This window comes from Pantoea sp. Taur (assembly GCF_009830025.1).
Taxonomy (GTDB): Bacteria; Pseudomonadota; Gammaproteobacteria; order Enterobacterales; family Enterobacteriaceae; genus Pantoea; species Pantoea communis.
The window spans coordinates 108,419-120,836 of record NZ_SZZZ01000002.1 but is presented as its reverse complement, the minus strand read 5'-3'; the positions used below and the strand labels follow the sequence as shown (position 1 = coordinate 120,836).

The window sequence follows — 12,418 nt, the reverse complement described above, 5'->3', positions numbered from 1 at the left end:
ATTTTGCAGGGAGAACCGGGGTTTATGGGTGAGGGCTAACTCTGCGAGGCCACGTGCGCCAACCTTTGAGCAACCTGTGATTGCTGCAACAATTCATCCCAGTCACTCGGTGGATGACCACTCGCCAGCATCGCCGCAAATACTTTATAAGCATCACGTTTACTCCCATAAGCGCGTTTGGTGTCCTCATCATTAATCCAGGCAAGAATAATGGTTTTGTGCGGCTCGCTGTAACGGAAAAAGAGACGATACTGCATGAGAAATTTCGCACGGAACCAGTGTTTATTGGCATCGCCTAGGGTACTACCCTGCCGAAACTTAACTTGTGAGGGATCTGCGCAAATTTCTGAGTGAATGACCTTTAGCACCGCCGCCAATAATTTGGTCGCCGCTTTCTTGTGGAAGCCCTCGGGATTCTTCTCTTTCAAAGCTTCAACCTCTTCTACCAGCACTTCAAGCTGAGAAGAGAAACAAGGGTGAACAAAAATTTTCCATCCGTTGATTTCAGCGTTTACATCCATGTATATCACTCGTCATCAGTAAGAGGGGCATCCAGATCAACGTCCACATCAGTAGTCAGCGATGTTGCACGTGCGAGTAGAGAATGATCGAGTGGCTTAAGATTCGCCGGGTTGTTTTGCATATCCTCTGCGAGGAAATTGAGAAAATCGGCGATCACCGGATCCGCTTCTCCTACCGATTCCTGCCGGGTCATCAAAACCTGTCCGCCTGGCAATACGGCGTACTCAATGTTCTCACCAGGCTGCAAATTCATCGCATCTCTCACTGAAGCTGGAATAGTGGTTTGGCTCCGCGCAGTCAGTTTTGATGTTGCACGCAGGGAAACGCCCGCTGTTGTTAAAAGGTGCATATGCTATTACCTCAAGCCAAAATACTCCTTCACGGTAATGCATCTGCATTGGCAATGCAAATGCATTGCATACACTCATTATTCCCCACAACCCCAACTGATTTCCTTTGCGAAAAAAGGCGGAGGGGTGAGCTCCGCCTTGCTTCAAGTTCCGGTCAATGTGCCTGACCGGTCAGTTGCAAAAGGGCAACGATGATTTGCAGGATCACCCGGACCAGGTCCAGGAGTAACCGAACAAGTTCCATCACTTTCCTTCTCCTCTGACAGGAGCGCGCTTTTCAGCCTTCGGAGCTTTGACTCCACCCGCCGATGGCCTGAGCACAGCTGTGAGGAGTGCTGAGCGCCACTCATTGTGGAAGCCACAGGCCAGCACCACCTGAAACCTGCCGGGATTTGACAATCCGCGCCCCTGGGAGTCATCAGAAAACAATGAGACTGCGCTCGCCACTCAACACCTGTATAACCATACAGTATTTTTGCGAAACTTGAAATATTCTCCCGCACATTTTATGATTTGCTTTGTGAGGAGTGCTGAGCACCCCGTTCGCAACGCGGTTACCAGCCGGTTAGCGAACATAAAAAAAGGATTTGGCTTAATGGCCAAATCCTTTTTTATTGCCTGCAGAAATCAGTTGGCGGAGCTAACACGCCAAATGGCATTACCCGCATCATCCGCGATCAGCACACCGCCCTGCTGATCTGACGCCAGTCCGACCGGTAAGCCCCGTACCTGTTTTTGGTCATCGGTGAGGAATCCGGTCACCACCGGCTGTGGCTGACCAACCGGTTTCCCGTTTTCGAATTTCACCCACACCACCTGATAGCCATTCAACGGCGTGCGGTTCCAACTGCCATGTTCACTGATAAATGCCCCTCCGCGATACTGCGGCATGTTATCTGCGCCATAGAACAGCAAGCCAAGCGGTGCCACGTGTGAACTGAGCGCGTAATCTGGCTTGATGGCTTTTTCTACTAAGTCAGGCCGCTGAGGCTGCGCCCGCACATCGACATGTTGGCCATAATAGCTGTATGGCCAGCCGTAAAAGCCTTTGTCCTGCACCGAGGTCATATAATCCGGCACCAGGTCCGAGCCAATCTCGTCGCGTTCATTAACGATCGCCCACAGCTTGCCCGTTTGCGGTTCCCATTGCAGACCGGTGGGGTTGCGCAACCCACTGGCATAGATACGGCTGGCACCGCTCGCCGCATCGACTTCGAGTACCGCCGCTCGACGATATTCGGCACCAATGCCATTTTCCGTAATGTTGCTGTTTGACCCTACCCCGACATATAGCCTGCTGCCGTCGGGGCTGGCCAGCAGTGACTTAGTCCAGTGATGGTTAATCGGCCCGCCGGGCAGTTCAGTCACCACCACCGGCGGCGTACGAATCTCAGTTTGTCCGTTTTCATACGGGAATTTCACCAGGCTATCGGCGTTGGCAACATACAACGTATTGCCCACCAGCTGCATGCCAAACGGCGCGGTCAGGTTATCGATAAATCGATGCTGCTCCCACTTGCCGTTCACATTACGCAACAGTGTAATACGATTGCCACCGGCCCCGCCTTTGCCCGAAGCATTTTTTACGATGCCGGTAATGAGATCTTTCGGCGCGGTTGTCGGTTTCGGTGTGCCGTTGGATTCGGCCACCAGCACATCATTGTTCGGCAGCACCAGCACCTGACGTGGATGCTGTAAGTTATCAGCGATCTTTTCAATCTTCAGCCCCTCCGCCACTTTTGGCATTTCACCGGCTTTCCAGGGGATACCCTCCGGCACCTGCATCGGCGGTACAAAGAAGTTTTGCGCCTGGGGGAGTTCAGGATTGGGGCCAATCTGTTTTTGCGGATCGATAAGTGCGCCATCATCACAAGCGCTGAGAAGCATGGCGAGGGTCACTGCACTCAGAATCTGTTTCATGCGCGACCTCCTGCTGTGGTGCGTCCACGCAGCGCTAACTGCACGTTGGCGAGCAACAGCAGTGCCACCACCAGAGTCGATAGCGTTACCCCTAGCGGTACCACGGCATACGCATCACGACTGTGAATAAAGGCATTTGCGATAGCCACGACGATGGCCAGTAGTGACAGCCAGAAATGGGTCTTTTCACTGGGATAAGGTCCGCGGAATAAGTAAACAAGACTGATTAATCTTGGCAGGATGGCGAGCACCAGACCGATAGCAATCAACCAACTGGCTGATTTGGTCCACATGATGACGAAGGTTTGCAGATAGATGATATCGAAAAGCCAGGCCGCAACAAAAAAGCCCAGCGGTAGCGGTTCCAGCAGAGCGTAAAGCCCCATCGCAAACGCTGAACGTCCCGAGGTATACAACATTTCACTCTCCCTATTACGTTTATTATTCAGGCGATGGCTGCGTTTCGCTTCCCCGAAATCGCAGCCAACCGCCTGTAAAATATTAGTAAAGATGAAGAGTAATGCGCGCGATTACCGCAAAAAGCCTAAAGGTTATGACTTATCCGCAGGCAGTGTCACCCAGTAACCCGGCTGATAAGGCAGTGGCAGAAACTTCTCATGGAACTCACGGAAGGTGGCGTCAGGATCGATATCTTTGAACAGATCCGGATGCAGCCACTTGGCCATCGCCTGAATCGCGACAAACTGATATGGGCTATCGTAGAACTGATGCCAGATGGCGTGTGCATTGCCGTTGTGGGCAACTGGCAGGGTTTTAAACGCATCGCGCATCATCAGCAACTTCAGACGTGCCGTGGCTTCTTTGGTGTCTGCGCCAGGGCCAACGCCCACCCATTTGCCCACGGTGTTGTAGTTCTTCCAGTTGGCACCGGTCACTACCACCACATCCGGACGGCTGGCAATGATTTGCTCTGGGTTCAGGGTACCGAAGGTGCCAGGGATCAGATCTTTAGCGATATTGCTCCCGCCGGAGATTTCGACCATCTGACCAAAGTTCTCATTACCAAACGACATGCAGCATTCATCGGTGTAGCCGCCTGCACGATCAATCATAACTTTTGGACGTGTGCCGGTGAAGTTTTTCAGGCGATCGGTCACCTTTTCGATCTGCGCGCGGCGGAAAGCCACAATTTCTTCAGCACGCTGCGGGTTATTGACCAGTTCGCCCATGATGCGGATGCTCTTCTCGGCGTGCTCCATCGGCTTCTCGCGGAAGTCGATAAACACCACCGGAACGCCAACCGCCTGCAACTTCTCAATCAACTTGCCTTCATCCGTGGCGGCTTTTGATTCGAGGTTCATCAGCACCAGGTCCGGCTTTAACGTCAGCGCCTGCTCAACGTTGAAGGTGCCGTCTTTCGCCCCACCAAAGGTCGGCAGATTTTTGATCTCAGGATATTTTTTCTCGTACGCCATGTAGCCGTCGTAGTCGGCTTTATGGAAATCATCACGCCAGCCCACTACGCGATGGAAAGGCGCGGCGGTATCGAAAGCCGCCAGCAGATACATCTGGCGCCCTTCGCCCAAAATAATGCGTTTCGATTCCTCTTTAACTTCAACCTGACGTCCTGCAATGTCAGTGATGATTTTTGCCGAAGCGGAATCCGCCACAGCCAGTAACCCCAGCGCTAACAGCCATTTTTTCATTATGTCTACCCATACAAATGATAATGATTATTATTAAAATTTCGCGGCGTCACTATTACCTGGCAGACGCGAAATGAAAAGCCCCTGAGACACATTTTTTTACATCCCATTGCCGCTTTTCTTACTGTGTAGCCGCTCACAAAACGACCTTCTTTCGTGAAAGTGCTCACAGCACACCATGCAACTGCCCAGGTAATGACCTTCTCTTCCCGCACTTCACCTAATGCGTAAACAAATTGTGAACGCTAAATTACGAATTGAAACGCTGTTTTATTTTTAATTTAACGCTCGCCCTGAGCATGGAAATCCTGTCTGGAGGTCTTACCGTGAAGATCAGCGCCATTGATGTCACTCTCTTTACCTACCCTACGCGCCGCGTATCAGATAGCGCGGGCCACTCGCACCCTGGTGCAGAAACCGATGCGCAAATGGCGCTGCTCACGCTGACCAGCGAAGACGGCGATTGCGGATATGCTTTCGCACCAGCCGAAGTCATACGGCCGCATGTGGTCAACGCCTTCTTCCGTAAGGTGCTGATCGGGCAAAACGCCTTTGATCGTGAACGCTTGTGGCAGGATTTGGTGCACTGGCAGCGTGGCAGCGCGCACCAACTCACTGAGCGCGCACTCTCCGCTGTCGAACAAGCCATGTGGGATCTGATTGGCCGCAAGCTTAAGCAACCGGTGCATAAGCTGCTGGGCGGTTACCGTGAAAAAATTCCCGCTTACGGCAGCACCATGTGCGGCGATGAGTTGGAGGGTGGACTCTCAACGCCGGACGAGTACGCCCAGTTTGCCGAGAAGTTGGTAGCACGCGGTTATCAAGCCATAAAACTGCATACCTGGATGCCGCCGGTTTCTTTCGCCCCCAGCACCTCAATGGATATCAAAGCCTGTGCCGCGGTACGCGAAGCGGTAGGTCCGGATATCGCCCTGATGCTGGACGGCTACCACTGGTACAGTCGCAGCGAGGCACTCACCATAGGTAAAGCGCTGGAGAAGCTTAACTTCGCCTGGTTTGAAGAACCGATGGAAGAGGAGAGTATGGCCTCTTACGCCTGGCTGGCGGAAAATCTCAGCATTGACGTGCTTGGGCCGGAAAGCCTCGGCGGCAAACACCACAGTCGTGCCGACTGGGTACGTGCAGGTGCCTGTGACATCCTGCGTGCCGGAGCCAACGGCGTCGGTGGCATCTCTGCCACCCTGAAAGTGGCCAGCCTGGCAGAAGCCTTCGGCATGGATTGTGAAGTGCACGGCAACGGCGCGGCCAGCATCGCGGTGGTGGGTGCCATTCGTAACTGCCGTTGGTACGAACGGGGGTTGTTGCACCCTTTCCTCGATTATGAACAGCCGCCGGCCTACCTCAATAGCCTGGTCGATCCGATGGACGATCAGGGCTTTGTTCACCTGCCTACCCGGCCTGGACTTGGGGAGGACATCAATTTCAGCTGGATTGAAACGCATACGGTTAATCGCTGGTAAGCCTCGAACACAAGCAGTACGGCAAACAACTATAAACCTCTGACCTGCTGGACTTTGCTTATGAACTTTTCTCGTTATTGCAGAGCGTGGTGTGCCACGCTGCTGCTGCTCACGGGTAGCCCGTCGCTGCTGGCCGCCACGCCAGACGACCAGCTGATCGTGGGCATGAACATGAACAACCTATTGACGCTCGATCCCGCTGCCATGACCGGCAATGAAGTGGTGGGAATTGTGGTCAATCTTTATGATGGGCTCGTCGAGTTGGATCCGCGCCAGCTCACCCACGTGCGCCCTGCTCTGGCGGAACGTTGGGAGATCAGCGCCGATCATCGCCAACTCACTTTCCATCTGCGCGAAGGCGTGCATTTCCATTCCGGTAACCCGCTCACCAGCGAAGACGTGATTTGGTCGATGCGCAGGGTGTTGCATCTCAATCTGGCCCAGGCGTCAGTGTGGAAATCCTATGGCTTCAGTAAAGACAACGTGGATCAGATGATCACTGCCCCCGATGCCCGCACGGTGGTAATCCAGCTGCCTAAGCCTAACGATCCGCAACTGGTGATCTACTCCCTGGCAGCACTCGGCAGCATGGTGGTGCTGGACAGTAAAACTGTACAGGCCAACGCGGTGAACGATGACTGGGGCAACCGCTGGTTGACCACGCACGAAGCCGGTTCCGGCCCGTTCCGTCTTGATGTCTGGCAGGCCAAAGATGTATTGCGCATGAGCAGGGATGAAAATTACTGGCGTGGCGCTCCCAGGTTAACCCGCGTGGTGTTTCGGCATTTGCAGGAGTCACAAACCTTGCGCTTGATGATGGAGAAAGGCGATATCGACATTGCCAGTAACATGGCCATTCCTGATGTGCAGGCGCTGCGCCACGATCCGGATCTCACCATTGATGCGGTGCAGAAAGGCACCCTTTATTACCTGGCGATGAGCATGAAGGATGGCCACTTCGCCAATCCGCAGGTGCGCGAAGCCGTGCGCTACTTAGTCGATTATCAAGGCATCAATAAAACGCTGATGGCCGGTTATGGCACCCTGCATCAGCGTCCGATCCAGTCTGGTATGCCTGAAACACTGCCCGATCCCGGCTATCGTCTTGATGTGCCGCGAGCCAAAGCGTTGCTGGCCGCAGCGGGCTACCCCAATGGCTTCGACACCACCTTGCGTGTGCTGGCCGATCAACCGTTCCTGAACATCGCTATCGCCATTCAATCCACGCTGATGCAGGCAGGCATTCGCGCCAAAATCATCACCGGCACTGGCAACCAGATTTATGGCGCAATGCGCGAACGTCAGTTCAATTTACTGGTGGGGCGTGGCGGCAGTGGTGTTGAACCGCATCCGCACTCCAGTTTGCGATCGCTGGTGTACAACCCGAATAACGCCGACAGCGCCCGACTTACCAACTTCCAGGGCTGGCGCACCGGCTTCTACGATGCTCAGCTTAATCAGATGATCGATCAGGCGCTGCTGGAACGAGATAGCACCAAACAGCAGCAGGATTATTTTGCGATTCAGCAGCGTTACGACCAGTTGATCCCGGCGCTGATGCCGATTTCGCAGATGACGGATTCAGTGGTGGTGAATAATCGCGTGCAGGATTATGTGCCGCATCCTTCTGCCACCACCTTTCTGCGTGATGTGTGGAAAACGCCAGACAGCCTGGCCGGAGGTGTCCAATGACCTTAACCAAACGCCACTGGCGTCGAGTGCGTAGCCGCGCATTGCAGGTCGCCATCACGCTGTTCGGCCTGTTGCTGCTGACCTTTTTTATTGGCCGCGTGATGCCGCTCGATCCGGTACTGGCGATTGTTGGACCGGATGCCGACCACGCCACTTACCAGCAGGTTTATCACCAGTTAGGCTTTGATAAACCGCTGTGGATGCAGTTCTGGATTTACCTGCAAGGCTTGCTGCACGGCAATCTTGGGCTGGCGCTGCTCACCGGACAGCCGGTGATTAACGATATCCTGCGCGTGTTCCCGGCCACCCTTGAACTCGCCACGCTGGCGATTGTACTTGGCACCGGACTCGGCGTACCGCTGGGCGTCTGGGCTGCGGCACGCCGCAACAGTCTGGTGGATTATCTGGTGCGCATTATCAGTCTGGCCGGTTACTCCACGCCAATCTTCTGGGTCGGCATGATCGGTTTACTGCTGTTCTACGCGCATTTGGGTTGGGTCGGCGGTGCCGGTCGGGTCGATTTCAGTCTGGATGGCATTGTGCCGCGTCGCACTGGCCTGCTGCTAGTGGATGCGCTGCTGGCGGGCAATATCACGGTGTTTAACAACGCACTTAATCATCTGATCCTGCCCGCTTCGCTGTTGGGTTTCCACTCACTGGCCTACATCAGTCGCATGACGCGCAGCTTTATGCTGGCGCAGCTGTCGCAGGAGTTCATTTTGACTGCGCGAGTGAAAGGCCTGACCGAGTGGCAGGTGATCTGGCAACACGCATTCCGCAACATTCTGGTGCAGTTGCTGACGGTGGTAGCACTGGCGTACGGATCCCTGCTCGAAGGCGCGGTGCTGATTGAAACCGTGTTCTCCTGGCCTGGCTTTGGCTCTTACCTCACCGGCAGTTTGATGCTCGGCGATATGAATGCGGTGATGGGCTGCGTATTGGTGGTCGGCCTGATTTTCGTGCTGCTTAACCTGCTCTCTGACCTGCTTTATCAGGTATTCGATCCGAGGACCAAAGTATGACTGCCTCTCTCGATCTGCTTCATGCCAGCAGCACGCGCGAACGTGTGGCGCGCTATCGTCGTACGCTTTCGCGAATCGGCCATTTCCTGTGGCAAATGGCTTGTAACCCTCTCACGGCCATCGGCGGCGGCATCATTTTACTGTTGCTGATCGTGGCGCTGTTTGCGCCGTGGATCGCCCCCTACCACCCCTTGATTCAGGATTTGAATAACGCACTCACGCCGCCGAACGCGCAGCACTGGTTTGGCACCGATGAGTTTGGACGCGACATCTTCAGCCGCTTAGTGTGGGGCGCGCGCATTACCTTGTATATCGTCATGCTGGTGTCGATCACCGTCGGGCCATTAGGCCTGCTGTTGGGCGTCACCGCCGGCTACTTTGGCGGCAAAGTGGACAGCGTATTAATGCGCGTCACCGATATCTTCATCTCATTCCCGAGCCTGGTGCTGGCGCTGGCGTTTGTCGCGGCGCTTGGCCCCGGCCTGGAACATGTGGTGATGGCGATTACCCTCACCGCCTGGCCGCCGATTGCTCGACTGGCACGCGCGGAAGCGTTGTCGCTGCGGCAGGCAGACTTTGTCTCTGCCGTGCGCCTGCAAGGTGCCTCGTCTCTGCGTATTTTGTGGAAGCATATTGTGCCGCTGTGTCTGCCTTCGGTGATCATCCGCATCACCATGAATATGGCGGGCATCATTTTGACCGCGGCAGGTCTGGGTTTCCTCGGTTTAGGCGCGCAGCCACCCGACCCGGAATGGGGTGCGATGATCGCCAGTGGCCGCACGTATATGCTGGAGTGCTGGTGGGTGGTCACCGTGCCTGGGTTAGCGATTCTGATCAACAGTCTGGCGTTTAACTTTTTAGGAGATGGCTTACGTGACATCCTCGATCCCCGCAGCGAATAGCGCTGCTCCCCTGCTCGACGTGCAGGATCTTCAGGTTAACTTCGTTAACGGACGCCAGATTACCCCAGCAGTGCGCGGCATCTCTTTTCAGTTAGGCAAAGAGAAACTGGCCATCGTTGGCGAATCAGGCTCAGGTAAATCCACGGTGGGCCGCGCGCTGTTGCAACTGCATCCGCGCAGCGCGCAAGTCACCGCCCAGCGCATGCAGTTTGCTGATGTCGATCTGCTGCGGGCTTCTCCTGCACAAATGCGTGCCGTGCGCGGCAAACGTATTGCGATGATCATGCAGGACCCGAAATACTCACTGAATCCCGTGGTACGCGTGGGTGAACAAATTGCCGAAGCCTGGCGCAGTCACCATCCGGGGCAGCGTGAGGTGGCACGCCAGCGGGCGCTGGAGATGCTGGAGGTGGTGCAGATCCGCGATCCTCAGCGCGTCTATCAGTGCTACCCACATGAGATCTCCGGCGGACAAGGTCAGCGTGTGATGATCGCCATGATGCTGATTACCGACCCGGAACTGCTGATCGCCGATGAACCGACCTCGGCGCTGGATGTTTCCGTTCGCTTGCAGGTATTGACGCTGCTGGATGAACTGGTGCAACAGCGCGGACTGGGCCTGATCTTTATCAGTCACGACCTCAATCTGGTGCGGCGCTTTTGCGATCGCGTATTGGTGATGTATGCCGGTCGCGTGGTCGAATCGCTGTCTGCCGATCAACTCGACCACGCCCAGCATCCTTATACCCAGGGATTACTGGCCGCGCTGCCGGATATGGATGCGCGCCGTTCTCGGTTGCCAGTGCTACAGCGCCAGGCCAGCTGGTTACAACCTTAAGGAGTGAGCATGAACGAGATGATCCGTGTGAGTCACCTTAACCTCAGCTTTGGCGAGGACGAGCAGCGCAATCAGGTGCTATATGACGTCAATTTGTCGGTGCGTGAAGGAGAAATTTTTGGTCTGGTCGGCGAGTCTGGATCGGGGAAAACCACGGTGCTGAAATGTCTTGCCGGGCTGTTTACCCATTGGGATGGAGATCTCGCCATTGCAGGACGAAAACTGGAGCATCGCATTGATCGTGCCCTCTGCCGCCAGGTGCAGATGGTGTTCCAGGATCCTTATGGCTCGTTGCATCCGCGCCATACTATTGGCGACATTCTGGAAGAGCCGCTGCATATTCACGGTATCGGACAACGTTCCGAACGCGTGATGACCATGCTGGAAAAAGTGGGCCTCAACCGAGCCTGGCAAACTCGCTATCCGCATCAACTGTCTGGCGGTCAGCGCCAGCGTGTGGCCATTGCACGTGCGTTGATCCTCGAACCGCGCGTGCTGTTACTGGATGAGCCAACCTCGGCGCTGGATGTGTCGGTACAGGCGGAGATCCTGAACCTGTTGAGTGATTTACAGCAGCAGGAGAATCTTACTTATTTAATGGTGACACACGATCTCGGTGTGGTGGCGCATCTGTGCCATCGGGTTGCCGTCATGCAGCACGGGAAAATGCTGGAGACGCTGGATGTCGATGCATTGGTGGGGAATCGCGCGCAGGTGGCGTATACACAGATGTTGGTGGAGTCGAGTCGGGCTTAAACGGTACGGGTTGCCATTAACGGGGATGGCGCTGAGGTGAGTTCTGGTCAGGTGCGCAAAGGTGCGCACCTGATTTGAGTAGCAAGATCCGCTTAACAGCAGCGCATTACAGCAATTCACGCACGTATCGCACGATATCCTGATTCTGTCCGTGTTCGAACAGGCACTCCTGCAAACGCGCCCCGCTCACTGCGGTTTTTACCAACTCAGGGTCCAGCGCGCGCAGTGAATCGAGGTAATTGTCTTTCATCAGCGCGGCTTTGACTTCATTGAGAATGCCCGCATTGCGCACCTGCGGCTCTTTGCGCTCTGGCGGATAGCCCAGGCCTTTCTCGCCGGTGAAGGCTTTCTCGAAGATAAAGCGCAGATTTAGCTCGGCACCCCAGCCAAAACCTTTGGCGAACGGCAGCGAAAGCGCATTGCCATTATTAATTTGGGCAAACAGATAGGCATCAGCAGGATCGATACAGTAGCCACACACCACGCCAGGATGCAGGTTGAGCGATACCAAGGCGCCCTGTCCGGTGCCACAACCGGCGACCACAAAGTCCACCGCTTTGCTGTTCAGCAGGACGCTGGCCATGATGCCGAGGTGAATATAAGTCAGATGGTGATCCTGCTCGTCGCTCATGCCGACGTTAAATACCTGATGGCCGAGCGGTTGCGCGACGTTTTGCAGTTCTTTCCATACGGTTGCGTTCTTAGCGGCCTGGCTATTTTCCATCATCAAAGCGATTTTCATGATCCATCCTCAAATTAAATTGAAACACTGTTTCATTTTAATCAAGGTGCGCTAAAATGCAGCCCTGAAATGTCCCTTTTGGTGTGAGTTACTTCACACATTAATGAAGTCACTGGTGAGGAGAACCCATGTTTATTTATAAAAGCGCAACCACTCAGGAAGACCTCGGTAACGGCGTGAAGAGGCGAGTCATGGCCCACGGGGGACGGATGATGGCGGTCGAAGTGACCTTTGAGAAGGATGCGGTTGGACCGTTGCATCATCATCCGCATGAGCAACTAACCTATGTGCTGTCGGGCCGTTTTGCTTTTACGATTGATGGGGTTACGCAGGAGGTCGGCGCCGGAGACACGTTGTACAAAGCGCCCAATGTGGTGCACGGCTGCGTTTGTCTGGAAGCGGGTACCCTGCTGGATACCTTTACACCGCAGCGTGAGGATTTCCTCGGAGCGCGGTAGATAGCGGATACACATGCAGTTGCATCTCTGGATAGTGCATGCGTTCCTGCTGGATTGACGCTTGTCTG

13 protein-coding genes are annotated in these 12,418 nt (G+C 54.9%); 7 read left to right on the top strand and 6 right to left on the bottom strand.

The genetic code is table 11. The features are described 5' to 3' along the window. Positions 1-35: 35 nt before the first annotated feature. The 5 genes from FD744_RS02995 to FD744_RS02975 form a co-directional block, all read right to left on the bottom strand. On the bottom strand, positions 36-521 hold the full coding sequence (locus FD744_RS02995) for a type II toxin-antitoxin system YhaV family toxin (RefSeq protein WP_160867258.1): 486 nt from the start codon (positions 519-521) through the stop codon (positions 36-38). 5 nt (positions 522-526) lie between these two features. Continuing rightward, a complete protein-coding gene (locus tag FD744_RS02990) occupies positions 527-871 on the bottom strand; it encodes a type II toxin-antitoxin system PrlF family antitoxin (RefSeq protein ID WP_160867257.1) in 345 nt (114 codons plus the stop codon). A gap of 628 nt (positions 872-1,499) precedes the next feature. Then, positions 1,500-2,792, bottom strand: a complete 1,293-nt coding sequence (locus tag FD744_RS02985) for a sorbosone dehydrogenase family protein (protein WP_160867256.1) — start codon at positions 2,790-2,792, stop codon at positions 1,500-1,502. Further along, positions 2,789-3,211: a DUF2231 domain-containing protein gene (locus FD744_RS02980; RefSeq protein WP_160867255.1), complete on the bottom strand. Its 423-nt coding sequence runs from the start codon at positions 3,209-3,211 to the stop codon at positions 2,789-2,791. The genes FD744_RS02985 and FD744_RS02980 overlap by 4 nt, the downstream gene beginning before the upstream one ends. Positions 3,212-3,343: 132 nt before the next feature. Further along, a complete protein-coding gene (locus tag FD744_RS02975; protein WP_160867254.1) occupies positions 3,344-4,459 on the bottom strand; it encodes an ABC transporter substrate-binding protein in 1,116 nt (371 codons plus the stop codon). A 299-nt stretch (positions 4,460-4,758) separates the two neighbouring features. Between FD744_RS02975 and FD744_RS02970 the strand changes: the two genes are divergently transcribed. The 6 genes from FD744_RS02970 (at position 4,759) to FD744_RS02945 (ending at position 11,150) form a co-directional block, all read left to right on the top strand. Then, a complete protein-coding gene (locus FD744_RS02970) occupies positions 4,759-5,940 on the top strand; it encodes a mandelate racemase family protein (RefSeq protein ID WP_202403383.1) in 1,182 nt (393 codons plus the stop codon). A gap of 165 nt (positions 5,941-6,105) precedes the next feature. Continuing rightward, complete coding sequence (locus tag FD744_RS02965; protein WP_373424354.1) at positions 6,106-7,632, top strand: ABC transporter substrate-binding protein; 1,527 nt, start codon at positions 6,106-6,108, stop codon at positions 7,630-7,632. After that, on the top strand, positions 7,629-8,654 hold the full coding sequence (locus FD744_RS02960) for an ABC transporter permease (RefSeq protein ID WP_034827253.1): 1,026 nt from the start codon (positions 7,629-7,631) through the stop codon (positions 8,652-8,654). Before FD744_RS02965 ends, FD744_RS02960 begins: the two co-directional genes overlap by 4 nt. Continuing rightward, entirely contained in the window at positions 8,651-9,556 is a 906-nt protein-coding gene (locus FD744_RS02955; RefSeq protein WP_058959967.1) for an ABC transporter permease, read from the top strand. The genes FD744_RS02960 and FD744_RS02955 overlap by 4 nt, the downstream gene beginning before the upstream one ends. Beyond that, positions 9,528-10,394 carry an ABC transporter ATP-binding protein gene (locus FD744_RS02950; protein WP_160867251.1) on the top strand — a complete coding sequence of 289 codons (867 nt, stop codon included), beginning with the start codon at positions 9,528-9,530 and terminating at the stop codon, positions 10,392-10,394. Before FD744_RS02955 ends, FD744_RS02950 begins: the two co-directional genes overlap by 29 nt. Before the next feature lie 18 nt (positions 10,395-10,412). Then, on the top strand, positions 10,413-11,150 hold the full coding sequence (locus tag FD744_RS02945; protein ID WP_034827432.1) for an ABC transporter ATP-binding protein: 738 nt from the start codon (positions 10,413-10,415) through the stop codon (positions 11,148-11,150). 106 nt (positions 11,151-11,256) lie between these two features. Here FD744_RS02945 and FD744_RS02940 read toward each other — a convergent pair whose 3' ends face one another. Next, positions 11,257-11,892 (bottom strand): RpiB/LacA/LacB family sugar-phosphate isomerase, encoded by a 636-nt coding sequence (locus FD744_RS02940; RefSeq protein WP_058959968.1) that lies wholly within the window; start codon positions 11,890-11,892, stop codon positions 11,257-11,259. Positions 11,893-12,020: 128 nt separating this feature from the next. Between FD744_RS02940 and FD744_RS02935 the strand changes: the two genes are divergently transcribed. After that, positions 12,021-12,350, top strand: coding sequence for a cupin domain-containing protein (locus FD744_RS02935; RefSeq protein ID WP_160867250.1), 330 nt, complete (start codon positions 12,021-12,023; stop codon positions 12,348-12,350). The last annotated feature ends 68 nt before the right edge of the window (positions 12,351-12,418 follow it).